Annotated in this window: 22 protein-coding genes; 11 read left to right on the forward strand and 11 right to left on the reverse strand. The window is 59.1% G+C overall.

What is annotated here, in order from left to right:
- Positions 1–56: 56 nt before the first annotated feature.
- Positions 57–746, reverse strand: a complete 690-nt coding sequence (locus LOY35_RS11545; RefSeq protein WP_258632594.1) for a GntR family transcriptional regulator — start codon at positions 744–746, stop codon at positions 57–59.
- A 168-nt stretch (positions 747–914) separates the two neighbouring features.
- Here LOY35_RS11545 and LOY35_RS11550 point away from each other — a divergent pair, with 168 nt between their 5' ends.
- Positions 915–1,760, forward strand: a complete 846-nt coding sequence (locus LOY35_RS11550; RefSeq protein ID WP_258633572.1) for a fumarylacetoacetate hydrolase family protein — start codon at positions 915–917, stop codon at positions 1,758–1,760.
- Between the two features lie 62 nt (positions 1,761–1,822).
- On the opposite strand, the gene LOY35_RS11555 is transcribed toward LOY35_RS11550, so the two are convergent.
- The 4 genes from LOY35_RS11555 to LOY35_RS11570 form a co-directional block, all read right to left on the reverse strand.
- Positions 1,823–2,554, reverse strand: coding sequence for an SDR family NAD(P)-dependent oxidoreductase (locus LOY35_RS11555; RefSeq protein WP_258632596.1), 732 nt, complete (start codon positions 2,552–2,554; stop codon positions 1,823–1,825).
- Positions 2,555–2,608: 54 nt separating this feature from the next.
- Positions 2,609–3,877: a carbohydrate porin gene (locus LOY35_RS11560; RefSeq protein ID WP_258632598.1), complete on the reverse strand. Its 1,269-nt coding sequence runs from the start codon at positions 3,875–3,877 to the stop codon at positions 2,609–2,611.
- Between the two features lie 93 nt (positions 3,878–3,970).
- Complete coding sequence (locus LOY35_RS11565; protein ID WP_258632600.1) at positions 3,971–5,221, reverse strand: MFS transporter; 1,251 nt, start codon at positions 5,219–5,221, stop codon at positions 3,971–3,973.
- Between the two features lie 24 nt (positions 5,222–5,245).
- On the reverse strand, positions 5,246–5,779 hold the full coding sequence (locus tag LOY35_RS11570) for a 2,4'-dihydroxyacetophenone dioxygenase family protein (RefSeq protein ID WP_078732548.1): 534 nt from the start codon (positions 5,777–5,779) through the stop codon (positions 5,246–5,248).
- A 243-nt stretch (positions 5,780–6,022) separates the two neighbouring features.
- Between LOY35_RS11570 and LOY35_RS11575 the strand changes: the two genes are divergently transcribed.
- Positions 6,023–6,997 (forward strand): helix-turn-helix domain-containing protein, encoded by a 975-nt coding sequence (locus LOY35_RS11575; protein WP_258632603.1) that lies wholly within the window; start codon positions 6,023–6,025, stop codon positions 6,995–6,997.
- Positions 6,998–7,181: 184 nt separating this feature from the next.
- Positions 7,182–8,717 carry an aldehyde dehydrogenase family protein gene (locus LOY35_RS11580; RefSeq protein ID WP_258632605.1) on the forward strand — a complete coding sequence of 512 codons (1,536 nt, stop codon included), beginning with the start codon at positions 7,182–7,184 and terminating at the stop codon, positions 8,715–8,717.
- 7 nt (positions 8,718–8,724) lie between these two features.
- Here LOY35_RS11580 and LOY35_RS11585 read toward each other — a convergent pair whose 3' ends face one another.
- The 4 genes from LOY35_RS11585 to LOY35_RS11600 all read right to left on the reverse strand — a co-directional run bounded on the left by LOY35_RS11585 (position 8,725) and on the right by LOY35_RS11600 (position 13,296).
- Positions 8,725–9,738 (reverse strand): AraC family transcriptional regulator, encoded by a 1,014-nt coding sequence (locus LOY35_RS11585; RefSeq protein ID WP_258632607.1) that lies wholly within the window; start codon positions 9,736–9,738, stop codon positions 8,725–8,727.
- Positions 9,739–9,759: 21 nt separating this feature from the next.
- On the reverse strand, positions 9,760–11,196 hold the full coding sequence (locus LOY35_RS11590; protein ID WP_258632609.1) for a coniferyl aldehyde dehydrogenase: 1,437 nt from the start codon (positions 11,194–11,196) through the stop codon (positions 9,760–9,762).
- 55 nt (positions 11,197–11,251) lie between these two features.
- The gene (locus tag LOY35_RS11595) at positions 11,252–12,472 is read right to left on the reverse strand and encodes an amino acid deaminase/aldolase (protein WP_258632610.1); all 1,221 of its coding nucleotides are present in this window, start codon (positions 12,470–12,472) and stop codon (positions 11,252–11,254) included.
- Between the two features lie 149 nt (positions 12,473–12,621).
- Complete coding sequence (locus LOY35_RS11600) at positions 12,622–13,296, reverse strand: TetR/AcrR family transcriptional regulator (RefSeq protein ID WP_258632612.1); 675 nt, start codon at positions 13,294–13,296, stop codon at positions 12,622–12,624.
- Between the two features lie 162 nt (positions 13,297–13,458).
- On the opposite strand from LOY35_RS11600, the gene LOY35_RS11605 reads away from it, so the two are divergent.
- The 8 genes from LOY35_RS11605 (at position 13,459) to LOY35_RS11640 (ending at position 21,624) form a co-directional block, all read left to right on the forward strand.
- Positions 13,459–13,884 (forward strand): DUF2147 domain-containing protein, encoded by a 426-nt coding sequence (locus LOY35_RS11605; RefSeq protein ID WP_258632614.1) that lies wholly within the window; start codon positions 13,459–13,461, stop codon positions 13,882–13,884.
- Positions 13,885–13,911: 27 nt separating this feature from the next.
- Complete coding sequence (locus tag LOY35_RS11610; RefSeq protein ID WP_258632616.1) at positions 13,912–14,793, forward strand: TorF family putative porin; 882 nt, start codon at positions 13,912–13,914, stop codon at positions 14,791–14,793.
- 10 nt (positions 14,794–14,803) lie between these two features.
- Positions 14,804–16,432 (forward strand): FGGY-family carbohydrate kinase, encoded by a 1,629-nt coding sequence (locus LOY35_RS11615; protein WP_258632617.1) that lies wholly within the window; start codon positions 14,804–14,806, stop codon positions 16,430–16,432.
- Complete coding sequence (locus LOY35_RS11620; protein ID WP_258632618.1) at positions 16,429–17,106, forward strand: class II aldolase/adducin family protein; 678 nt, start codon at positions 16,429–16,431, stop codon at positions 17,104–17,106. Before LOY35_RS11615 ends, LOY35_RS11620 begins: the two co-directional genes overlap by 4 nt.
- Complete coding sequence (locus tag LOY35_RS11625) at positions 17,103–18,584, forward strand: aspartate aminotransferase family protein (protein ID WP_258632620.1); 1,482 nt, start codon at positions 17,103–17,105, stop codon at positions 18,582–18,584. Before LOY35_RS11620 ends, LOY35_RS11625 begins: the two co-directional genes overlap by 4 nt.
- Positions 18,585–18,594: 10 nt before the next feature.
- Positions 18,595–19,215 carry a hypothetical protein gene (locus LOY35_RS11630; RefSeq protein ID WP_258632622.1) on the forward strand — a complete coding sequence of 207 codons (621 nt, stop codon included), beginning with the start codon at positions 18,595–18,597 and terminating at the stop codon, positions 19,213–19,215.
- Positions 19,216–19,239: 24 nt separating this feature from the next.
- Entirely contained in the window at positions 19,240–21,207 is a 1,968-nt protein-coding gene (locus LOY35_RS11635; protein ID WP_258632624.1) for an SDR family oxidoreductase, read from the forward strand.
- Between the two features lie 108 nt (positions 21,208–21,315).
- On the forward strand, positions 21,316–21,624 hold the full coding sequence (locus LOY35_RS11640) for a DUF962 domain-containing protein (RefSeq protein ID WP_258632626.1): 309 nt from the start codon (positions 21,316–21,318) through the stop codon (positions 21,622–21,624).
- 72 nt (positions 21,625–21,696) lie between these two features.
- Here the strand turns inward: LOY35_RS11640 and LOY35_RS11645 are convergent, their stop codons facing one another.
- Together LOY35_RS11645 and LOY35_RS11650 are read right to left on the reverse strand one after the other, a co-directional pair.
- Positions 21,697–24,768 (reverse strand): efflux RND transporter permease subunit, encoded by a 3,072-nt coding sequence (locus LOY35_RS11645; RefSeq protein WP_258632628.1) that lies wholly within the window; start codon positions 24,766–24,768, stop codon positions 21,697–21,699.
- Positions 24,765–25,883, reverse strand: a complete 1,119-nt coding sequence (locus tag LOY35_RS11650) for an efflux RND transporter periplasmic adaptor subunit (RefSeq protein WP_258632630.1) — start codon at positions 25,881–25,883, stop codon at positions 24,765–24,767. The genes LOY35_RS11645 and LOY35_RS11650 overlap by 4 nt, the downstream gene beginning before the upstream one ends.
- Between the last annotated feature and the right edge of the window lie 3 nt (positions 25,884–25,886).

A 25,886-nucleotide genomic window follows, 5' to 3' on the forward strand; every position in this document is an offset into this window, starting at 1 on the left:
ATTGCAATCCAATCAATATGAGTGGATTGCACGATGTCGGATGGCGGCGGTGCGCATCATGCTTGATCTGTCAGTTCCTGGGCGGCTTGAAGTCCCTCGATCAGCATAGCGGACGTGGTCTGGATATGATCTTTCAATAGCTCACTCGCTTTAGTCGCATCCCTGGCCAAGGCTGCATCGAACAATGCCTGGTGTTCAGCGTCGATATCCCTATCCCTGGCGCTCAAGACGATTGACATTGCGCGATAGCGGGCCGTCTGTTCGAACAACATCGAGCGTATTCGCAACAGCCAGGTGTTAGGGCAGGCGCTGACCAGCGCCTCATGAAATGTGGTATGCGCGGCAGCCCAGTCATCGGCTTTATAGAGATCATCGGCCTGTGGTCCCGAGGTTCTAGAAAGACAGTGATGAGCCGAAACCAATCTGGCCTCCCATGCAAGATTGCCGTTTTCCAAAGAATGACGAAGGCAACTTGCTTCAATTTCCATTCGGGCCAGTGTGAGGTCATTCAGATTTGCCAGTGAGACGGCAGAAATGCGAAAGCCTTTCTGAGGTTCGGCAATGATCAGGTCCTCGGCAACCAGACGAGAGAGCGCCTCTCTCACCGCTCCGGCGCTTGCTTCATAGCGCTCGGCCAGCTCTTTGACGTTGACTCTGTTTCCAGGGCGTAAAGCGCAGGATAAGACATCTCTGCGCAGACGCTCATAGGTGGCCTGGGTAAGGCTTTGAGCGGGACGTTCAAGCATGTTGTGGGGCCTGCTTCCAAGTAAAATATTGTTTGTTGCAAAAAATATATTTTATGTCATAAGATGAATTTACTCAAGCGGGTCTGGCCGAACGGCCTTGCAACGGCTCAAGAATATAGCCCGCGATTTCGCAGGTTTACCTTTATTCTAAAAACAGTGGAGGCAAATATGAAGCTGTGCCGTTTTGGTCCGCGAGGTAGCGAGCGTCCAGGAGTGATAGATGCTGAGGGGCGAATTCGCGATCTCTCCGGGCATGTGACCGACATTGATGCTGACGTTCTGGCGCCTTCGGTGCTTGCACAATTATCGACGCTGGATATCGCGCGGTTGCCGCTGGTCGAGGAGGGCGTTCGCTATGGTGTTCCCGTCGCCCATGTGCGTAAATTCATTGCCATCGGGCTCAATTATCGCGATCACGCCGAAGAGTCCGGTATGGCGATTCCTGTGGAACCCATCATCTTTCAAAAAGCAATCAGTTGTCTGAACGGACCTGATGACGAAATTCTCCAGCCTCTTGGCTCCACTCGGTTGGATTGGGAGCTTGAGTTGGGCGTGGTGATAGGCAGTGAAGCCAGATACGTGTCCGAGGCCGACGCCCTAAGCTACGTTGCCGGCTACTGCGTGGTGAACGATGTATCCGAGCGGGCTTTCCAGATGCAAAGTTCTCAATGGGATAAAGGCAAGGGCTGCGACACGTTCGGTCCGATCGGGCCTTGGCTGGTGACCCGTGATGAGATCCCGGATCCGCAAAACCTGAATATGTGGCTTGATGTCAACGGCGAGCGACGTCAGACCGGCCATTCGAGAACGATGATTTTTTCTGTCGCTCAAGTCGTCGCGTATTGCAGCCGGTACATGACATTGCAACCCGGTGATGTGATTTGCACCGGCACGCCGCCGGGGGTGGGAATGGGAATGAAACCACAACCGCAATGGCTTCGTCCTGGCGATGAGATCCACTTGTGGATTGAGGGTTTGGGCGAGCAGCGGCAGAAAATCATTCCGGCTTTTTAATCTGTCTCGGGTATAGAGGCGCCTCGAAAGAAGCGCTTTTAACAGATTGCTGCCGGTTGGGTTCAGATGGCAGTGGTGAGATAACCACCATCAACCGGCAGCACCACGCCGTTCACGAATGAAGCACCATCTGAAGCCAGGAAGGCTATCACCTTGGCGACTTCTTCAGCACTGCCAAAACGTTTCATGGGCGTGCGAGACAGCAGGCGGTCTATCCTCGGTTGATCGTCGATTTTCGCCAGCAGCGGGGTGGTGATCCATCCCGGCGCCACGGCATTGACACGAATGTTATCGGGGGCGTAGGCCTCGGCGAGGGATTTGGTAATCTGCACGATTGCCCCCTTCGCCGCCGAATAGGCCACGAGTTTGCCGCCGCCGAAGTAGGAGAACATCGACGCGATGTTGATGATCGATCCGCCTTGCTTCGCCAGTAGCGGATACGCCAGGTTGATGAGCCGGTAGACGGCGTTGAGTTGAACCGACAACACCTGGTTGAAGGCCTCCCATTCCATCTCTTTTTCCCCTAGCGTGCCGCCAGCGGCAGGTACCAGAATGTCGAGGCGGTCGAGGCTTTGGATTACGCTTTTGAGCGCCTCGTCGTCGGTGACGTTAACTTCTCGTAGATCAAGCTGAACCCCATCGGCGACGACGGTAGCGTCGGCGCCCAGGCCAATCGCTATGACTCTGGCGCCGTGCCGCGCTAAATATTCGGCGGTTGCCTGGCCGATCCCCGAGGTCCCGCCGCTGACGAGCGCGACCTTGCCTTCAAACAGATTGCTGGTAAACATAGTCATCATTTGCCTCTTAAGGTCAGTAACACAGCTTCGCCGTACGGTTATGTGATGCGCTCACAGGCCCAGTACCGAGCCGATATCCAGCATCACTTGCAGGCCAACCACAAAACCGTTGTTGCTCAATTGCGTCGCGCCCGGGTTGTAGTAGTTGTCCGGGTTGATCACGTACTGGATGCTGGGTTCGATAGCCAAATGGCGGGTCAAGGCAAAATGGCCGTTGGCTTCCAGGGCATAGACATTGCGCTCGCCCAGTTCGGGATCGCCACCGGCGGCAATGCGCAGGCGTTGTTGGAACTGCAACTGGTGAGAATTGACCTGCAGGTAGCTGGTTTTGAAGTTGAGCTTGTCCTGGGCTCGATCAAAAGGCGCCAGGTAGGTCAGGCCTGCTTCGGCGAAATGGCTGAAGGGTTGTTTTTCATCGGCAGCCGCTGACAGTGAACCGAAGGCTTGCAAGCCTTGTTGCCCACCGCGCCACAACGTCTGGCGAAACTTGAAGAAGCCACCGGCGGTGCCGTGGTCGCTGGCGCCGGTCAACGGATCGACCTGCTTGGACGAGTTGAAATAGGCATTGAGTTCGTATTGGGTGGTGTCGTCGCCGGGTTTGCTGCCAATTCCCAGCAAGAAACTTGTGCCGCTCGCGTCATCGGTGCTGAAGTCCAGGCCCTTGCGCTCTTTCAGGTAATCCACCGGGTTGGACTCGAACGCACCCGCATGCACATAGAGGCGAGGGTTCACTTGATATTTCAGGTACCCGCCCCACGCGCCGAAGGGCGGCGGCAACATACCGCTGGATGCGTCCAGGATCGGATCGTTACAGGTGACGGTCGTTTCGCAGTTATAGACGTAGAAGTACCGCCGGCCGTTCGTACGTCCGATGTGCATATCGAGTTGGTCGTCGAATGCTTTCTGCTCGAACGTCAAGACACTCAACTGGTTGCTGGCGATGTCATTGTGCAGGGGAGCGCCGGCAAAATAACTGCCGGCGGCGCCTTGCCAGTTACCCGACGTAGGTACGCCAGTGCCTTTGTCGAGGATGAATACGGTTTGTTCGAAGTGCACGGCTGCACCCTCGAGACCACCGAGTGTGGCCAGATTGATGTCCGCACCGATGTAAAGATCACCGCTGTTACCAAAGCTGTAGGGGCGAGGTCCAGTGTCGAGGTTTTTCATTGCCAGACTGGTGAACTGCACATGGGGCTGGATGCCGTAGCCGGCCAAATGCTCGCCCAGATCAGCCAACGGACCTTCACGGTCCTGTGCCCAAACGTGGGGATACGCAAACGCCAAGAGCAAAAACGCGGACAAACGAATGATCGGGTTCATGGTCAGGAACTCATTTTTATTGTTGTTGTGATGAGCAGACGGAGCGAGCGGTGTCAGTGAGCTTGGATCACCGCGACTTCCGTCATTGAGTGTTTACAGCGAATGTCCCTGGGCCACTGAGCGCACGCGTGATCGGCGCTCGAGTACGGCGGGCGCCGTTTCCTTGAGCAGCAGCGACAGTCCCCCCGCCAGCAAGGCGCCGCCGCAGGAAATCCACATCACAATCGACAGTCCGAACTGATCTGCGGCGAATCCGGCGACGGTCGGCGCCACGAAGCCTCCCACCAGCTCTCCAACGCCCATGATCATGCCCAGTGCCGTAGCCATCACTTCACGCGGGACTGTTTCGGCCGGAATGGTCGACATGAAGAGTGTGAAGCAGCCAAGCCCGGTGAAGGTGAGCACCATCAGAACGCCGAGCACCATAGGGGAAGGGGCGTACAGGAGCGCTATCGGACAACACGCGGCGATCAGCGAAAACAGCACCAGGGTCGGGCGTCGGCCGATTCGGTCGGAAATGCTGGGTACAACAAATCCCCAGATGACCCAGGCGGCACCCAGGCAGCTCATGATCGTGCCCATGCTCGGCGCGCTGTAGCCGCGGACACTGACAAGGAACGTCGGAGTGAAAGAGATCAGGATGACGAACCAGGTTAAAAACACGCAACTGATCAACGTGCACAGCACGATGTTGCGGCTTTTAAGCAACGCCAGACGATGCCCGGTGGGTTGGGCGTTACTCACTGGAGCTGGGCGTGGCTCATCCTGGCGCACGTAACGCCAGATGAGCCAGGCGATCAACAGGCCAGGCAGCAGCGACACGATGAAGGCATGCCGCCAACCATAGGCCTCGGCCAAAGCGATCAGGACCGGAGGGCCAATCACCGCACCCAGCAGGCCTGCCGCCGATCCTTGCAGCAAGCCCATGTTCAGGCCGCGCCGATGCGGCGATGACGCTTCGACCATCATCGATTGGGACAACGGCAGGATGGGCCCCTCGGCCAACCCCATGATGCCGCGAAACAGCAACAGACTGAGGAAACCTGAAACCAGCCCCGAGAGCGCTGAGCACAGGGAAAACAGGATGACCGCCACAATCAAGAGCGGCTTGCGTACGCCCCGACGGTCTGACCAGGCACCCACCAGCGTGCCGGAAATCGCCCAGGCCAATGCCAGCACCGAAGACAACATGCCGAGATGGCTATTGCTCAGTTGGAGCTCATCAGCCATGAACGGAAACAGGAAGGACAGCGCCAGACGGTCGAAAAACACAAAACCAAACGTCAGGAACAACACGCAGAGCAGGGTATTTTCATAACTGGCTTTATTATTGTTGTGAGCCATGGTGGTTTCTCCGTAGCGCGGGGTTTAACGGAACAGGCGATCCACAGCGTCAGCGCCCAGACCGACCTTTTCGTAATGTTCACGGCACAGGGCAATGTAGGAATGCACGTCGAAATAGCCGGTGGACTCGCCTTGATCGTCGAGCCAGATCAGCGGCCCCTTGACGATGAAGAAAACGCGCATCGGTTCTTCATGTTCGTAGGCCACCAAGGTGTGGCCTTCACCGGGCGTCTCATAGACGAAGTCGCCAGCGGTGGCGGTCCACTCGTGTTCCAGGTATCCCCACTTGCCCGAGAGCGTATAAGCGAACACTTCGTGCGGGTGGTAATGACGGTTGACCAGGCCGGCACGGCTGGACATCAAAATGTCGCACCAACGGTTTTCGCTGGGAGAGATCCACAACGGGCGTGAAGAAACGGTCTCGGTGAAGGGAACGTAGAGCCGCAAATCATCACTGGCGGCGTTGGGCAGGTAAACCTCAGGCTTGGCGTCGGGCTTGAAGCAGTTCGCGATGGGCTGCAGGTCTTTCCAAAATTCGTTGCTGGCTAATTCGGGCATGTTGGGCCTCTGATTGTTGGAATACGGAGGCCACTCTAAGGCGGGAAAGGCGAGGCGGTTTGATCGAAACAGACGTCATTGTTGTCCGCATCGGACAGATATCTTTTACATTTACGGTCGCCGTACCTTTGCTCCAGCCATTGATTGACAGCGCGCTTGGGGTAGCTGTTAATGAAGCTCTGCACGCCCCATGTTTTCGCCTTGCTCCGGCGGCTGCGCAGTCAATAAAACGAGAATAATAAAATGACCCGATCCCCCTCATTGCTCGACACCCGGCGCGCCAGTACCGACGATCTTCCCGTCGATCAGCGCGTGGCATTCTGGGAGCAATACAACGCGTCGACACTGGTGGGGTTGAAGTGCTCCTCCTTCAGCGAAACCGGCTTCAATGCACGGGAGGACAATCTGAGTCTGGAACGACTGCGAGTCGCCCATATTGTCGGCAACCAGCATGTCATTGAGCGGGACGGCTCAATGATTCGCACGGTGCCAAAAGAGTCGATATTCGTGTCACTGGTCTTAGGCAGTGAATCGTTTTTCTTTCAAAACGGCACCTGTCATTTGCTGGAACCTGGTGAGCTGATGGTGTACCGCACCGACAAGCCCTACCTGTTTGGTTTCTCCAGCTCGATGCATAAATTCATCTTCGATATACCCCAGGACGTTTTTGCGTCCCACTGTTTGCGCCACTTTGATGGTGCATTGAAGATCAGCGCACATACCGGCACTCAGCGTTTACTCTTGCGCACACTGAGTGAGCGCACCGGCAGTTTTTTCGAGCAGCCACTCAGCCAGGGGGCAGACAGCTATCAAGACGATGCTCTTGAGCTGCTGGGCAACATCATTGCCGGCCAGGTGGGCAATCGTCGTATCAATGCGCTCAATGCTTCTTACTTATTGGCCGCCAAGCAGTGCATCCTTGAGCAATTAGCCGACCCTACATTGAGTTGTGAGCGGGTAGCGGCACAAACCGGTATTTCTACGCGACACCTGGCGAGACTTTTTGCGCTGGAAGATACCCAGCCCCATCGTTTCATTCTGGAAAAGCGTTTGCAGCGCGCGTTCCAAGTGCTGAGCAGGGAGGAGAGCAGAGGCTTGGATATTGCCGAAATTGCCTACCAGCAAGGGTTCAGCAGCCAGGCGCATTTCGCCAGAGCCTTCAAAGCGCACTATGGGCGCACTCCCAGCGAGGTACGTGCAACGGCAGGTGGTGCGTAGTCCTCGATGGACAGCCTTTGTTTATTCACCTTTCCGTGCAACGAGCCCGTTACCCAGTCTTTAAAAGACGCGGCAGGGGCTGGCAGGTAGCCGTTTTTGACTGGTTTTCGTCCGTCTCGACCCTGCCTCAGGGACCCGCGACCAGTTACTTTAGAGACTGGCCGATGACCCCGAGGAGCGTTGAATGAACACCACCAATGAGGTCAAATCCCACACGCACGATAACGCGCCGCCGTTTGAGGCTGAGGTTTCCCGGATCGCATTCGCGAAAGCCCGCCTGGCATTTGGCGTCCATTCACAGCTGTCGACCCAAGCGCGCCTGGCCGAGCTGTCCAAGCTCAAGCAAACAATCCTGGCCAATCGCTCAACGATCATCACGCGCGTCATGCAGGAGGTTGGCAAATGTCGAACGGATGCATTGATTGCGGAGATCCTCGGTACTCTCGATTGGCTCAACTGGCTGGAGAAAAATGCCGAGCGGCTGCTGAGGCCTGAACAGGTCAAAACGCCGATTACGTTGCTGGGCAAGCAGTCGTTGATACTGCATGAACCCCTGGGCGTGGTCTTGATCATCTGCCCGTGGAATTACCCGTTCCATAACGCAATTACCGGCATTGCGGCAGCGATCGTGACGGGGAATGCGGTGGTCTATAAGCCTTCCGAACACGCGGCTTGCAAGGGAATGGTCGAACAGGTCCTGGCGTGTTCCCCTGTACTCCAGGCCCTGGTACAGGTGGTGTATGGCACCGGCAGCATGGGCTCGGCATTGATCGAGCAGCAGCCGGCCAAGATTTTCTTTACCGGCAGCGGCCCCACAGGCAGCAAGATCATGGCTCAGGCCAGTCAGGCATTAATCCCCGTTGAGCTGGAGCTGGGGGGCAAAGACCCGATGATTGTATTTACCGATGCGCCCATGGCACGTTCTGTGGCCGGTGCGTTGTGGGGTGGCTTTACCAACGCCGGCCAGTCGTGCAGCGGTGTGGAACGGTTGCTGGTGGAGCAAAGCGGCTATGAGCGTTTCGTCGATGCTCTGGTCAAAGGAGCGGAAAAGTTGGTTGTGCGTTCTGGCGATAGCGGCGATGCCGATGTCGGGCGGATGACCGTCGGATTTCAACGCGACAAGGTCATCGAGCATGTGCAGGATGCCCTGGAGCGAGGTGCACGCCTGCGATTCGGTACCGTGCCCGATGCAAACGCCCTGACCGTGCAGCCGATCATTCTGGATCGGGTCACGCCGGATATGCGGGTGTGGAGCGAAGAAACCTTTGGGCCGGTGTTGCCGGTCATGGCCTTCAGCACCGAAGCACACGCTATTGAGTTGGCCAACGACACCCAATACGGGTTGTGTGCCAGCGTGTTCACAGCCGACGCCGAACGCGCGCTGAGGGTTGCCGGGGCGCTTGAGGTGGGTGGCGTTTCGATCAACAACGTCAATATGAGCGAAGGCAACCCCGGCTTGCCATTCGGCGGTGCCAAGAAGAGCGGCTTCGGCAAGCTGCGAGGCCCGGAAGGTTTGCTGGGTTTTACCCGCAGCAAAGCGGTGCTGATCGACAAGGCCGGGAGCAGGATCGAAGCCAATTGGTATCCCTACACGCCGCGCAAATTCAAGCTGTTCGAGCGTTTCATCCAGGCGCTTTATGCGCCACGTCGTTTTCGGCTGCTGGCGATCGCCTGGCATGGCCTCAGGCTTGAAGCCTTCAGTCAAAAGCCGCGTAAGTGACGGTGGGTCAAGCGTGTGTTTGTCGCGGCCCATGCCCCGTCCAGCGCTTGAACGCTTTACGAAAATTCTGGGCGTCGCTGAAGCCTACCTCGCCAGCGACCTCATCCAGCGTCAGGCTTACGTTGCCCAGCAGCGACAGGGCACGCTGCTTGCGCAGGTCATCCAGAATGACTTGATAGGACGTCTGATTCTGCGCCAGGCGGCGGCGCAAAGTCCGCTCGCTCATGCATAACTGCGACGCAACCGCTGACAAACTGAGCGGTACGCGCAGATCGCGACGCAGGATGCGCTCCACGGACTCGACGAACTCAATTTCGCCACTCTGATTGGCGCTCATTTTCAGCAACTCCACGACCTGTCGATTACTCAATGCGTCGTGGGTGGCGATGGGGGTGTTGGCCCAATGGTTGGCGCAGACAAACAGATTGTCCTTGCGACCAAAATGCACCGGGCATCTGAACAAGTGTTCATAGTGGTCGGCATAGGCGGGCCGAGGGTAACTCAGCTCGATCGATGAGGGGCTGAACGTCGGGCCTGCGAGGGTACGCGCGACATTCAAAAAAACGCCGAAGGCTTCCTCCACTAAAAAGACCAGGAGATCGGGCTCATGAAACGGGCAGGTGACCTGAAGTGTGATGTGCTTCGGCGATTCAAGGTTCTCGAAGCTTAGCAGCGCGCCGGTTTGCTTTTGCATGTCGATGCCCAATGCAATGGCGCTGCCGAGTGTAGCGCTGGTCAACATGGCGTAACCTACCAAGCCCATCGAGGTAATCGACTCCGTCGCGCTCATGTCCAGGCCAAGCCCTCTGTCGCGGCCTTTGGTCATTTCCAGGGCACGCTTGATCATCAGGCACGCCTGACGAATCGATACCCGGCTTTGCGGGTTGGCCAGGTCCGCCAGGTTGAAGCCCAACCCTAGACACAACCTGCTCGGGTCCATGCCCAACTGCACGATCAGGTCCGCCAGACTGCGCAGCAGGTTGATCGGTAAATCGGCGGTGTGCCGTGTGGCCGCGGGCATGGCGGGCTCCTTGTGAAGCGGTTATTTGCCCAGCATCAGGCGAGTTACCAGGCGTGTTAGCCGTCCATAAGGCGCTGCGACTTTGTCCGACATATTCAAACGGCTCAATTTAAATACGCCCCTGGCGTGGGACAGGCGTACAAACCCTTCGTATCCATGGTAGGCCCCTGTACCGCTCTCACCGACCCCGCCGAAGGGCAAATCGTCTTGAGTGGCATGCAACATGGTGCCATTGATGGTCACACCGCCAGAACGGGTTTGCTGCACCACTTGTTCAATGCAGGTTCGATCATTGGAGAAGCAATACAGCGCCAAGGGTTTAGGCCGAGCATTGATGAATGCGAGCGCCTCGTTGAGTGTGTCATAGGCGACCACCGGCAACAGCGGGCCAAAAATTTCCTCGCGCATGATATCGGTGTTCAATGGCACGTTAGTCAGCAGGGTCGGTGGGACTTTGCGTTCGTTGGTCTGGTCGAAATTTTTGTCCTGCCAGACCTTGGCCCCGGCCACGATCGCCTGATCCACCAGGTTCAACAAGCGCTCATAATGACGTCGCGAAATAATCGAGGTGTAGTCTTTGTTGCCATCGATGGTCGGGTACAGCTGCCTGGCCGCCGCCAGCCATTCGGTGGCAAAACTGTCGACCAGTTGGCGCGGCACCAATACGTAATCGGGAGCAACACAGGTTTGGCCAGCGTTGAACAGCTTGCCGATGGCGATCATCCGCGCCGCTTTCTTCAGCGGAAAATCCGCAGTCAGCACGACCGGCGACTTGCCTCCCAATTCCAGGGTGACCGGCGTCAGGTTGCGCGCTGCGGCCGCCATCACCAGACGCCCGACCTGAGTAGAGCCGGTAAATAGCAGGTGATCAAACGGCAGTTCGCTGAAGCGACTGGCCAATTGCGCGTCGCCAATGACCACGGTGACCTGGTCGGCGGGGAAGGTCTGGGCCAGTAAGTGTTGCAGCAGCGCCGCCGTACGCGGGGTTAGCTCCGACGGCTTGATCATCACTCGATTGCCCGCCGCCAGCGCTTCCACCAACGGTGCTAGGGTCAGCGTCAACGGGTAGTTCCAGGGCGCCAGAATGCCCACCACGCCCAGCGGTTGATAGATTACCTTGGCAGAGGCGGGCTTGAAGGCAATGCCCACTTTACGTTTGCTGGGGCGCATCCAGGCCTTGAGGTGCGAGCGGATATGCTTGATGCCATTGACGATGGGCATCAGTTCGCTGAGTTGGGTTTCAGCAAACGAGCGGTTGCCGAAGTCCGCACATACGGCATCCAGCAGTTGGTCATGGTGATCTCTGACCAGGCGTAGCACGGCGTCCAGGGCAGCGATGCGCTGTTCGTAGGTCGGGGCGCCCTGGGCATACATGGCGTCTTTTTGGGCGGTGAACAGTTCATTGAGTAACGGCACGGGCTCAAGTGAAGAGGGCACGGAGCTGATGGGCTGATTCATGACGATAATCCTTGGGCAAGATGCCGGAAGAGGAGCTGTGAGAAGGCGCGGGCCGTCAAAAGAAGTTTTTGCCCTCGCCGCGATAGGTCGGCACGCGGTCCACCACGCGCCCATTGCTGATCACCAACAGTTCATCGAAACGCTCACACAATTCACCGGCCTTGGCGTGACGAAACAGTACCGGGTCACCGATGCTCAACGCCCGGTCCAGAGTATGTCGCAGTGGAGTCTGTACTTCGCCGGCGGCTTCGTTGTCGATCAAACGGCAGCCGGCGGGCAGCCAGGGGCGGGGCAGTCGATCCTTGCCAGCAGGTCCGGAGGCGATGTAGCCACCGCCTGAACACACCATCACGCTCGGCGCCTGGGTGCGCGTCACGGGCAAGGCAAATCCGGCGGCGGGCTCCAGCTCGAAGGTCCGGTAGTGGTCGAACAAGGTCGGTGCATACAGGCCGGAGCCAGCCGCCAGCTCGGTGACCGAAGGATCGAGGCGCGTGCTTTCAAAACTGCCCGTACCGCCGCCGTTCACGAAACGCAGGGTGTGACCGGCTTGGCGCAATGCCTGGACGACCTGCTCACGGCGCGCATTGACTTCGGCAATGGAGCGGCGTTTGAGAAAACGGATGATCCCATTCTTGACGGCTTGGCCCGGAACAGAATCCATCAACCCGGCAATTTGCCCTTCATAACCCATCAGGCCGTGTAACACGACGCCCTGCTGAGCCGCGATAGCGGCAGCCAGTGCGAGTGCACTCGCCACGTCATTGATCGGCGAGCGGTGCACGCCAAAATACAGCCCTGGGAAATCCGATGACATATCCAGATCGATTGCCAATGGAATGACCACACCTTCGCTCACGGCTATCTCATTGATCGCCTGCACTTGGGCCCGGTTGTCGACCATCAACGTAATCGAGCGTCCTCGGCGCAATTGGCAGGCGATTTTTACCAGGCTGCGCTCATCGACCGACGGGTAAGCCACAACGATATCGTCAAAACCCAGGCCTGCCAGCCAGGCGGCCTCGGCGGCGGAGTAGCACAGCAGGCCTTGTATGAACGACCCCGCGGCCATGATCGTGCGAATCATCTCCACCGAACGGATGGATTTGGTCACCAGCCGCACCGGCAGGTTCCCGGCGCGTTTGCCGAGGCGCTGGAGATTGACCATCAGTGCATCCAAGTCAATGAACGCGGCCGGTAGCTGCACCCCGGCCAGCACCTGATGGTAATAGGCGTAATCGCGAGCAGGTAGCGGTGGGGGAGTTTCTACGCGGTGCATGAGGGACCCAATGAGTTCAGCGGTAAATGAGGTGACGCGTGGTCTCGCTGTTAAGAGGGTAAAGGGGCGCGTGAGGGCCGGTGAAGGTCCGATCCGGCCGGTCAACGGGGCCGGAACGGCCAAGTTCGCCCCTCTTCACGCGCTGCCAGTCACATCGTTGGAGCAGGGGCCAGTCGATCCAGGTGGCTGACAATCATTGACGCCACCATGGCGCAGACGCTTTTGGGATCAAGGGATTCGTCGAACAGCAACTCGATCGTTGCGTGGATCATTTCTACTGCCAACCTGGCGGCGGTAGCGAGCTGTTGCGGATCCGCCTGGGGAAAAACAGCCGCCAGGATCTTCGCCTGTGCACCGGATACCCGTCGGTGGGAGTCGATCCTCACGTGTTCCAGCGCCGGTACCGCCCGCAGTCCCTTGAGAATCCACATGCCGCCCAGGGTTGCGTCGGTGATCCGATAGGTCTCCAGGATCAGCTCGGCGAGCGCTGACTCCAATGCCTCGGGCGGGCCTGACAACAATTCGGGTGTGATCCAGTGGTCGATCAGGCCGTTCTGTTTTTCCAGCAAGCGTTCGCCCAATACGGTCAGTAGCGCGTATTTATTCGGGAAGTAGCGGTACAGCGCTGGCGGGGTGAGTCCTGCACATTCGCAGACCAGATTGGTGGACAGACGCTCGATTCCCACATCGCACAGCGTCTGTGCGGTCGCGACCAATATCCGCTCGTAGGTTTCAGTGCTGCGCTGCTGTGCAGGCTGTTTCTTGTGTTCCTGGCTTTTTCCGGCGGTAGCGGCGCGGACGCTGGCAGTGTTGGGCTTGACCATAGGTACCTAGCAAAAAAAGGTTGAGGAGTCAGCTTATCAAAATGAAAAAAAATGTTGCTGAGGCTGTTAATGATAGTTATAACTATCGTGTAGCGATGACTATCATAACTGATGCGTCGTTAGTGTGACGGTCTCTTAAAACAAAAAATACAGGTGGCGACTATGAAAGCGCGGCAATGGCTTTTCCTTTCACTGGCAGTGGTTTGCTCTTCCAGCGGTTATGCGGCGGCGGGTCCACAGGAGGCCAAGGGTCTGTGGCTCACCTCGGAAAAGGATGCGGTGGTCAAGGTTGACGATTGCGCCGACAAACCCGGCGCGTTGTGTGGAAAGGTCGTCTGGGTCAAGGACGTGGCCTCAATCACCAGCGATTGCGGCGTACAGATCATGCAACTGGATCGTTATGACCAGGAAGCGTGGCGTGATGGTTGGGTGTTTGATCCCCGCGACCATAAAAAATACAAAGGCGTCGTTCGGGTCAAAGGGGGTTACCTCAATGTCCGGGCTTTTGTCGGCACCGAGGTCCTCGGTAAGACAGAGCAATTCGAACGCATTGCCTCACTGCCTCCTGCACCGGTTTGCACATTGTAAATCCGACCCTTCTTGTGGGAGAGCCTCATGCGTGCAACGACACACCGTTATGTAATGGCCGTTTTGCTGTGGCCTATCGTTAGCCCATCCTTGGCATTCGCCGACGAGATGGCCAGTTATGCGGTCGACATCACGGCCAAGGCCGTGTCCGATGTCAGAACTCGAGGCGTGTCTGATTCGTTGAACCGACCGGGTGCCAAAATCACCATCCAAGTCGCCCATGAATCAGGATTAGTGGCACTTGCCGAGTTTACGACCGTCAACAAGAAGCAATTTCCTGAAGGGGATGGCCTCGGCGTCTTGCTCGCTGGCGGTTATCGCTTCGGCGATCCAGAAGCCTGGCATTACGGGGTTGGCCTGGCGGCAGAGATGTTCCCCGGTGCGCAGTTCAAGGCACCGAACCGATTCGACTTTGAAACCTTTACGCTGGCAGACGAACGCACCACTAATTTCAACGGCCAGTTCGCGGTATTGGAAATTGGCTACGGCGCCCTTGAAGGTCGAGTCGCCCGAGTCTTGTCCAAAACCTACCGTGGCGCCAACACCGGCGGTGTATGCGGGGCCCAATTGCAATTTCGCGACGATCCCACCAAAGGCTTGGAGTGTTATGCCAAAGGGGATCGCAACTCCCGCGGCAGCATGTTGTATGACCTGGACTACAGATACGCGCTCGGGATGAATACCACGCTGAAATTGCATGCGGGTTATCAGCAAATCGTTAACTTTTCCGAAGCGAACGTCGCTGACTACGACATTGGCCTGGTCCATCACTTGTGGGGCTTCGATTGGGGGCTTGACTGGGTGACCGCCAAAACGCGGGCGCGCGAGCTATATATGGTTGAAGACGACGGCCATGTGCGCTCCACGGATGACAACCGCTGGGTCGCATCGATTTCGCGTACTTTCTGAGTAGACCTTTATGACTTCGCTTTTCTTATCCCGGACGCCTCAGGCGGCCACCGGTCTGGAGCAACTCATCCTGGCGGTGGACCTCGGCACCTCCGGTTGCAAGTGCGCCCTGGTTTCACTTGAGGGTGATATCCGGGCCTGGGCGTTTCACAGTGTGCCGCTGCATGTGAACGGGTTGAGCGTCGAGCAGGAACCGCAAGATTGGTGGAATGCTTTTTTGCGAGGAGCCAACGAATTGCTGAGCGCTGATCCCGTCAGGCGGCGCCAGGTGATCGCCGTATGTTGCTCCACGCAGGGCGAAGGCACGGTGTGCGTGGATCGGGACGGCGTGGCCATTGGGCGTGCGATGTTGTGGCTGGACAAGCGGGGGGCCGGGGCGGTCAAAAAACGCATGGGAGGAGGGCGGTTCAGCCTGGCCGGGTACGGGCCGCTCAAGCTCTGGCGTTCACTGCGTCTGACGGGTGGCGTGGCCTCGTTGTCCGGCATGGACGCCGCCGGGCACATGGCCTACATCCTTGATCACGAGCCGGAGCGCTATGAGCGAACCTACAAATTCCTCAACGTGCTCGACTACATGAACCTGCGCCTTTCGGGCCGCTATTGCGCCACCAGCGACTCGATGTTGACGGCATGGATCACCGACAACCGTGACCCTCACCACATTCGCTACGACGGCGGCCTGGTCAAGGCCTTGGGGGTCGAGGTCGACAAACTGCCCGATCTTGTCAGGTCCACTGATGTTATTGGCACGTTACGCCCGGAGCTTGCCGAGACCCTCGGATTGTCGCCTACCACGCAAGTTGTGGCAGGCGCCGTCGACACCTCGGCAGTGGCTGTCGGTGCCACCGTCAGCGACTTTGCCCCGCACCTTTATCTGGGCACCTCGTCATGGGTGGGCGCACACGTCCCGTTCAAGAAAACCAGCGTGCGTCACCACATCGCCGCGGTGCCCAGCGCGGTCAACGGCCGCTACCTGGCGATGGCCATGCAGTCGGCGGCGGGCGCGAACCTTTCATTCCTGCGCGACAAGGTGCTTTACCACCCCGACGAGCTGTTGAGTGATGAACAGCAACCAGACGTCTACGCCTTGCTTGATCGCATCGCCGCGCGGGTGCCGCCAGGTTCCAGGGGGTTGATCTACACGCCCTGGCTGTGCGGCGAACGCTCGCCGATCAGTGATCCCAGCCTGCGAGCCGGCTTGTTCAACCTGAAGCTGGAGCACTCACGGGAAGACATCATTCGCGCCTTCATGGAAGGGGTCGCGCTCAACACGCGCTGGATGTTCGAACCATTCTCGCGCTTTCTCGGCCAGCCCAGCGACGTGATCGTGGCCACCGGTGGCGGCGCCCAATCGGAGGTGTGGTGCCAGATCATGGCCGACGTCTGCGGGCGCGTTATCCAGCAGCCGCAGAACGCGATCCAGACCAATGCCCGCGGGGCTGCGTTCATAGCGGCGGTGGCGTTGGGCAAGCTGCAGTTTCACGACCTTCCGAGCCTGAAACGTCCGCATCGCCTGTTTGAACCGTCCGGCGCCACCCGTGCGCTGTACGACGATCAATTCGCCACGTTCCAAGAGGTACGCAAGCGTCTCGCGCCGCTTTATCGGCGCCTGAACCCCACACAGGAGACTGCCTCATGAGTCATGTCCAACAACAAATCGTCGAGCTATCGCAGCATCTGTGTCACCGCGGCTTTTTTGCGGCGACTGGCGGTAATCTCGCTTTGCGCATCGATGCGCAGCACATCGCCGTCACGCCGTCGGCTACCGACTATTTCACCATGCGTGCGGAGGATGTCTGTGTGCTGCGTCTCAAGGATCTGGCACAGCTCTCCGGTGACCGCGCGCCCACGGTCGAAAGCGGGCTGCATGCAAAAATTCTGCGGGCGCGCCCGGACGTGCAGTGCAGTATCCACACCCATCAGCCCGTGGCCAGTGCCTGCACCTTGCTCGGTGAGCCGCTGGATGTACCGAACCCGGAGCTGTGGGCGTCCCTGGGCAAACACATACCCTTGGTAGGGTACGCACCCTCAGGCTCAAGTTGGTTGGCCGGCAAGTTCGGCAGGACCATTCGCTGGGATTACAACGCCTACCTGATGCGCAACCACGGCGTGCTGTGCTGTGGTCCGGATATCGAGACGACCCTGTCGCGCCTCGAGGATCTCGAGACCTTCTGCCGCGACTACCTGCTACGTCATATCAACGAACAGTCCCGTCATCAGGCGCAGTCACCTGCCGCCGTGGCACGCCTGGTCGACGCCCTGATGCGTTCCAGCGCTGTCGATGCTCACCCTTCTTCCGAGACCCCATTATGAACAAGCCTCTTGATCCCATCACATTGCCTGCGGTGACAAATTCAGCGGTTTCGCAATGGCCGGATGTCGACTCGCTGTATCGACGTTTCGATGCGTTGGTCAAGCAACCGATTCGCCCCCTGAAGCGTGAAGCGCTGAGCAAGGTCATGGGCTACTTCGACGAACGCTGCCAGGGTTCCAGGCGGCTCGCTGAGGAGGCGAAAAAATTCATACCGGGGGGGGTGCAGCACAACCTCGCGTTCAACCATCCATTTGCGCTCGCCATCGCCCAGGCCAAGGGTGCGCACCTAACCGACGTGGACGGCAACCGCTATATCGATTTTCTGCAGGCGGGTGGACCGACCCTGCTGGGCTCCAACCATCCGGCCATTCGTGAGCAGGTCAATCGGATTCTCGATGAATGCGGTCCGGTCACCGGTCTGCTGCATGAGTATGAGGTGAAGCTGGCGCAGTTGGTCTGTGAGGTAATGCCTGGCGTCGATATGGTGCGTCTGCTGGGCTCTGGCACTGAAGCAGTCATGGCGGCGGTGCGTCTGGCGCGTGCTTATACCCGCAAGAAATGGGTGATCAAGATCGGCGGTGCGTATCACGGCTGGAGCGACCAATTGGTGTATGGCATGCGATTGCCGGGCACCGGTCGTATGGAGGCCGTCGGTATTCCACGCGGCGCCACGGCGCACACCCAGGAGAGCCCGCCGAATAACCTCGATGCGTTGCGCCGTCGCTTGCAGATCAATCGCCTGCGCGGTGGCACGGCGGCGATCATGGTGGAACCTTTTGGTCCGGAAAGCGGTACGCGGCCTGTACACCCGGACTTTAACCGTCAGCTGCGCAAGCTGTGCGACGAGTTCGATACGCTGCTGATTTTCGATGAGGTGGTCACCGGTTTCCGTGCCGGCTTGGGCGGTGCTCAAGGTTATTTCAACGTGATGCCGGACATCACCGTGCTAGGCAAATGCCTGACCGGTGGCTACCCCATGGCGGGTGCGATCGGCGGGCGCCGGGATGTCATGCAGCTGCTTGCGGGCGGCATCGGCACCTCTGCACGACGGGCCTTTGTCGGTGGCACGCTGTCGGCCAACCCGCTGTCCTGCGTGGCCGGTTATTACGCCTTGCTTGAGGCGCGCAAACTGGATGCGCCTGCCTTGGCGGGACGCGCCGGCGACCGCATGCGCAAGGGACTCGACGAGATCATCAACCGTCGTGGCCTGCCTTACGTGGCCTATAACATGGGCTCGATCGTGCACCTGCAAACCTCGGGCGTGCTACTGCTTGACACCAGCAACCCTCTCAAGCTGCTGCGCGCGCGCAATGAAGCCAAGTCGCGGAAGCACATGATGGAAGAGATGGGCGCCGCTTATACCGCGCACGGGTTGATCACGCTGGCCGGCAGTCGGATCTATACCAGCCTGGCCGATACCGACGAAGTCATCGACGACGCGCTCGAGCGATTCGACGCCGTTTTTCAATTGGTGTGAGGTGAGCGCGATGCAAGAAGTACTGCGACAACAATGGCTGGAACTTCAGCAACGGCTGGTCAGCCTGGTGGAGGCAGGGAGCAGCTTTTCCTTGCGCATCCCAGGCAAGGAACGCATGTGGTGGGGACAGCTGGATGATCCGGTCCCCACTTGCATCGACTGGCCGGTGCATGTGCAGGGTGACAGCCAGACCCACCAGGCGATCTACCGCGCACGGGCCGATGTGGGCGCCGTTCTTCTGGGTGGGGGCGACTACACCAGGAGTCTGGGGGATTTTGGTGGGGTCATGCCGATCCTGTTCGATGAGCAAGCTCGGCATATTGGTCATATGGGCGCACCGGCGGCTTCAGACCAGGAGATCGCCACCGCACTGCAGCGTGGCGGCAATGCAGTGTTGATCAAGGGCGTGCCGGCGACCCTGGGTACCACCGGCACCCGCATGGCACTCAACGCGCAGCTGTTTGAAAAGTGCGCCAAGGCATTCACCCTTGCCAAGGCGTCTGGCATCAAGATGACGCTGCTGCCCTGGTGGGTGGTTCGGGTTGCCAACAGCCGATTGATGAAAGATGAACAGCGCGCGACGCAATGTTTCGCCCGAGGCGAAATTCCGCCGGAAAACCGTGGTTACTGAAAACCCTTCAAGAGGTGTAGCGCCATGCATGTGTTGTCCGCTGTTTCCCGTAAACACTTGAGTGCAGCCTTGACGTTGGGCTCAATCGCCGTATTGATGGTAGGCCTGCAACCCTTGCTGCTGGGAGAGTTGCTGGCGCAAAACCGACTTTCGCTCGAAGGTGTCGGTTTGGTCGCAATGGGAGAAATCCTCTCGCTGGGATTGGGCGTTGTCCTGGGCGATTTACTGCGTTCGGTGTTTAGTCTGCGTCTGATCACGATTGTCGCGATCCTGGGCGCATCGGTTATGGATCTGGTTACAGCCAGTACCACCGGGGACGGCGCATTGGCGCTGATACGGGCGTTGGCCGGGTTGGCTGAGGGCCTGCTGTTATGGGGAACCGTGAATCTGATTGTTCAGGGTCCTGCACCAGACCGTGTGGCGGGCGTATTCATGGTCGTGCAGACACTGGGCCAGGCGCTGGTAGCGGCGGTGTTGGCGTATTGGATACTGCCCATGCATAGCGCGTCTTATGGCTTTGTCTTTTTAGGTGTACTGACGGCGGCTTCCTTGGTATTGGTCCGGTGGCAGCCCAGCCGCCTGGCAAACCAGCAAGAACAGCGAGCTAATGATTCCGGTTTTGGTTGGAGTCTCAAACACTTGTTATTGCTGGGACTGGTCTTTATGCAGCTTTCCGCCATCGGCGGGCTTTGGGCCTATCTCGAGCCGTTAAGCAAATACGTGGGGCTTGACGCACAAAACGCACAATTACTCATTTCCGGCACGCTACTGATGCAGGTATTGGGTGGGTGCCTGGGTATCCTCCTGGTGCGCCGTATCTCGGACTTTTCGTTGTTGGCGGGCGCTGCGCTCTTGTTGGGCGGCATTGCGTTGGGCATGTATTTTTCTGTCGATATGGGCGTCAGCGTATTCCTGGTGCTGTGCGGATCGTTTGGATTGGTTTGGCTGATGCTGACGCCTTTCCAAGTCCGTATCGCGCTTCAGATAGATCCCTCGGGACGAATCGCTGCGCTGGTGCCAGGCATGCAATTGCTGGGGTGCGCTTTCGGGCCCTTGATAGCGTCGCAGTGGGTAGTGGGTGAGAACGCCGAGTACGTCTTGCTGGTCAGTGCTGTGTTCTCGCTGATTGCGCTGATCCTGGTTGGCTTGCTTCGACAGTGCCCGACGAGCAAGCGCGTCAGTTTTGCCCGCAAAGTGGTCCTGGTAGTCGGGGCGTCTTCAGGCATGGGGCGCGGCCTGGCAGTGCGTCTGGCGCAGGAAGGCGCCTGGGTAGTGGCCACGGCCAGGCGCAAGGAGCTGTTGAATGCCCTGCAACTGGAAATCACGCTTCAAGGTGGAAAGTGCGTGGCCCTGGCCGCGGATGCGCTGGATGAGCAGGCGGCGGCCGGCCTCGTGGAGGAGATCGTCGAACTGTACGGTCGCCTTGATGTGGTCGTGCTCAACGCAGGCGGAGCCCCCGCGTTGGATATGCGCGAAATGAAAGCCGCGGATGTCACCGCGTACATGCGTTCGAACTACGATGTGGTGGTCAACTACCTATTCCCGGCCTTGGAACAGATGAGTCGGCAGGGGCATGGACTGGTGGTGCAAACCAATTCTCTCGCGGGCTTTCTGGGTGTGACGTTGCAAGGCCCTTATAGCGCCGCCAAGGGCGCACTGCGCTTGTTGATCGACACTTGTCGCATCGAGTTCGGCGGCCGGGGGATTCGGTTTCTATCGCTCTACCCGGGTTTTGTCGCTACAGCGCAAACCGCAAACGATGGTATGCCGGCACCCTTGGAAATCTCAGAAGCGGCCGCCGTCAACCACATGCTTTACGCCATGCGCAGCCAGCGCTGGGATTACCTGTTTCCCTGGCCCATGAGATGGCTGATCCGGTTGGCAAGGGTCCTGCCCAAATCAGTCACGTTGTGGGTCTTGCGAAAGGAGCTGCCAGGATCGCAACCAGACAGACCAAGCGAGCAGGCGATGTCGTTGAATAAAACGATCTGAATCCGGCGCATCAGTTCGAGTTGATTGGCGACGTGTTGACCCTCAAAGCCGTCGCTGCTCTCCTGGCCAATCAATGACCGTTATCCCAACCGACAGTGAGCCAAGACGATGCGCACGACACACTATAAGAACTTTGCAGAGTTTTACCCGTTCTATTTGAGCCAACACTCAAAGCGGACATCACGGCGCCTGCATTTTGCAGGGTCTACCCTGGCGCTGGTATTGGCTGCTACGGCGCTGGCGACGCAATCTTGGGGCTGGTTGCTTCTGGCGTTCGTACAAGCCTATGCCTTCGCCTGGGTGGGGCATTTTTTCTATGAACACAACCGGCCTGCAACCTTACGGCATCCCCTGAGCAGTTTCAGGGGAGACTGGAAAATGTGGTGGGACATGCTGACCGGCAGGCTACCGTTCTGAATCGCGGCCGTGAACGTTCATCGATGGACCTTCACGGCCCCGTCCGTCTGCGCTGCGTGAAACGCCCAGTGTTCAAGGTTTTTGTTGCCGGGACACCATGCCCCAGGTGCGCGGCGTGAACAGCAGTACGTAGAGCACAGGGATCAAACCCAGTGTCACCAATGTCCCCAGCGCCAGGCCTCCCATTAGCGTGATCGCCATGCCTTCCCACAGTGGCCCGGCGAAGAGCATCAGGGGGATCAGCCCGATAATGCAGGTCAGTTTGGTCATGACGATGGGGCGCAGGCGTTTCACGGCGGCATTCACCACTGCCTCGTACACCGGCAGGCCTTCATGGATTTCCGCCTCGATACGTTCCAGCAGCAGCACGGCGTTGTTCACGATAATTCCCGCCAGCGACAACAGGCCGAACGTGGCCATGAAGCCGAACGGGTAACCGGTGATCAGCAGCGCGACGGCAACGCCGATCAATACGAAGGGGATCGCGGAGACCACAATCAGCAGCTTGCGCAACGAATTGAATTGCCAGACGAACAGCAACAGCATGGCGATCAGCGCGTGTGGCAGGTACTGCAACAGCGCCTGGTTGGCGTCTGCCGAGTCTTCGATTTCGCCGCCCAGCTCAATGCGGTAGCCCGGCGGTAAGGCCAGTGCAGCCACCTGGGGCGCCAGCTGTTCGACAATGGATGTCGCCGTCAGCGACGGGTTGTGCCCGACCACGGTGATGACTCGCTCCTGATTGCGGCGTATCAGTGTGGACGGTTCGCTGGACGCGACGATGTGGGCAAGGGCCGACAGCGGCAAGGGTGTCGAGCCGTCGGCTGGGTAGACCAGGATCCCGCGCAGGTCGGGAGAGGCACTGTTCGCCGTCGCGAGCTCGCGTACCACCAGCGGCACACGGGTTTCGTTGTCCTGCAATGACGAGACTTGAATACCGCCGAAGTGCAGCTGCAGGGCCTGGGCGATGGCTTGGGTATCCACACCGGCGCGTCGGACACTTTGCTGGTCAACCTCGACGGTATAACGGGTCAAGCGCGTGCTCCAGTCATCGCGCACATCCAGTGTGCCCGGCAAGGTGCGCAGCGCTGTCTCGATCTGGCCGGCCAGCGTTCGCAACACGTGCTCGTCCGACCCCACTACTCGATAGATGGCGACACCGGCCTCTGTGGTGCCCAGGGAAAACCGTTTGGGTTCGGCTCGCAATTCAGGGTGCTGTTTGAGCAGATAGCGCCGCATATTGGCGATGACCGCATCGATATCCGTACCGACCTTGACGCTGACGGTGAAGTAAGCGGTTTCCGCAGCCGGCAAAGGCGGGTTGAGACCAAGCACGATACGTGGCCCGCCATCGGCGACGTAGCCGATGCTGTCGACCACCTGGGGTTCCTTGCTCAGCCACAGGCTGATCTCGCGCACACTTTGCAGGGTCTTGCGCGAGCCGCTGCCGGGTTCCAGGGTGATGGGCACCTGAAACTGCAACCGATCCGACTGGGGCAAAAAGTCATAGGGTACGCGCATCAATTCGAAAACGGCGGCGGCCAGCAACACCAGCATGGCAATCAGAAACAAGACTTTGTGCCGTAGCACCCGGCGGATGATGGCTCGATAGCCTCGGTAAAAACCGGTGTCATACGTTTCACCGGACGCCTCGTCGCGCGCGGCCTTGGCGAAATACAGGCACAGCAGCGGCGTAACGGTGATGCTCAATAACCACGAGCCGAGCAGAGTGAGGGCCAGTACGACGGCCAATGAGCGCAGGTATTCATTGGTGCTGGTCTGGCCGAGAAAGAACGGCGAGAACGCCAGCACAATCACCAGCGATGAGGTCAACAACGGAATGGCCAGGGTGCGTCCAGCCTCTTCGCAGGCCTGGCGTCGCGGCTCGCCGGCGTGCAGCCTGCGCTCGATGTCCTCGGCGATCACGATGCCATTGTCCACCAGCAAGCCGAGCGCGAGGATGATCGCGGCGATCGACACGGTTTGCAGCTCGACCCCGAGCATGCGCATGGCGATCAACGTACCCAAGATGGTCAGCGGTACAATGGCACCCACCACCAGCCCGGTACGCCACCCCAGGAACAGCATCACCACGGCCATGACGATGACCACTGTCTCGATCATCACATGCTTCATCTTGGCCATCTGCTGATCGACCACATCGGCCTGGAACGTCACCACATGCGCGGCAAAGCCCAACGGGAGCTGCTGCTCCAGCTGCGCCAAGCGATCGCGCAGTGCTGCGCCGAACTGATGAATGTTCTGCCCCGCAGCCATGGACACGGCAAGCACCACCGCGTCCTGGCCCTGGTACACCGCGGCGGTCTGTGGCGGGTCGGTGGCCATCACCGAAATGTGCGCAATGGCGCCCAGCGGTACCGATTGCGCGGCGCTGGTCGAGCCAGGCAGCTGGATGGGCAACTCGCGCAGTTGCTCCACGCTGAGGACTTCGCCGGTCACGGTGAGGGTGGTGATCTGCCCGCCAATGTCGGCAATGCCACCGGGCGCCAGCACATTCTGCTGCTGCAATTGCTGGAACAGTTGCTGTGGAGACAAGCCCAGCCCTGCCAGGCGCTGCGGGTTGAAATCGATCGACAGCTGTTGCTCCTGCACGCCGTGCAAAGTGACCTGGCCGATGCCGGGCAATCCGCCCAATTGATCGCGCAGGCGCTTCAACGGCCCACGCATCTCGCTCATGCTGTAGCCGGGCGCGGTGACAGCGATGGAGGCGACAGCGACACGCCCGAAATTGTCTTCGACAAACGGCCCTTGGGTGCCGGGTGGAAAGCTGGCGCCGGCTTCGGCGACTTTATTGCGTACCTGTTGCCACAGCACCCCCAGGTCCTTGATTTCATCGCGCGCAGTCACTTGGATGACCACGCTGCCGGGGTGGATCGTGGTCACGATATTTTTGATCTGCGACAGTTCACGCAGCTTTTCTTCCGTAGGCCGGGCCAGCAATTCTTCGGCGCGTTCGCTGGGAAGTCCGGGAAATTGGATACTCACCAGGGCATCGCGAATGGTCACCGAGGGCTCTTCCTGGGTCGGGAAGCTCAGAAACGTCGCCACGCCTGCGACCAGTATCAACAGGGCGGTGAATAACGTCAGGCGGCTCGCACCCAGCGCATGACGGGTCAGGTTGATCATTCGGTTGTGCTCAAACGGCTGGAGGACTGAAGCAGATTGACGGATTGGCCGTCATTGAGAAACGCGACGCCGGTGACGACCACTAGTTCGCCGTCCTTGAGGCCTTTGTCGATGGCTACGCGACCTTGCTCGATCAGGCCAATCGTAATATCACGCAGTGCGACTTTGCCCTGGACCGGGTCATAGACGAATACCTGTACCTGGCTGGCGTCACCACCCATTCGCAGTGCCTGGGTTGGAATGGACAGAGGAAGCGGGGCAGGGGACGCCAACCTGACGTTGAGGTTCACCCCGCTGGGTAGCGTGAGGTCGCTGGCGATCAGGCGAAAGCGTGCGCTTTGCAGCAAGCCGTTCTGCGCCCGCATCGACAGGCCTTCGAGCACCATCGGCATGACAGAAGCGGGCGCGGCCGGGTCGGCCGCCAATGCACGGTCTCCGGGTTTGAGGCCGGCGGCCTGCTCCACCGGGACTTGCACGATGACCTGCAACGCGCCGCTGGCCTCCAGCTCCATCACCACCTGGCCGGGAGACAGTTCGCTGTATAACTGCGCACGTCGGGCCACGATGACACCGTTAAATGGCGCAATCAGTTGGCCCTGGCGCTGATCACGTCGCACCAGCTCCAGCGCCGCTTCATCAGTTGCCTGCTGCGCGACGGCCGCCTGCCACGCCGCTTCGGCTTGCTCCACGGCGCTGGCCGCGACGCTGCCTTGGGCATAGAGCTGTTGCTGGCGGACCTTGTTGCGTTTGCGTTCGCCCGTCTGTGCCGTGCTGGCGAAGAAGGTGGCCTGCGCCTGTTTCAGGCGCAGCCGGACGACTGCTGTGTCAACGCTCGCCAGTACCTGGCCTTGTTTCACCGCATCGCCGACGTCGACGTTCAACGCCACCAAGCGGCCCGCACCTTCGAAGGCCAGCTCTGCGCGTTGGCGTTGGCGTACAACGCCGGTCAAGGGCGTCGCATAGGCCTCTGCCGTGCGCACGGCGGTGACCTTGATGGACCTTACGGCCTGCTCCTGCACGGGATTCTCGCGTGAGCAGGCGGCCATCATGAGGCAGGCAAGACCGAGCATCAGGTGAAGAGCCCAAGGACGAAACAGCTGAGGACAACGACGCATGCC

The organism is Pseudomonas sp. B21-028 (genome assembly GCF_024749045.1).
GTDB lineage: Bacteria > Pseudomonadota > Gammaproteobacteria > Pseudomonadales > Pseudomonadaceae > Aquipseudomonas.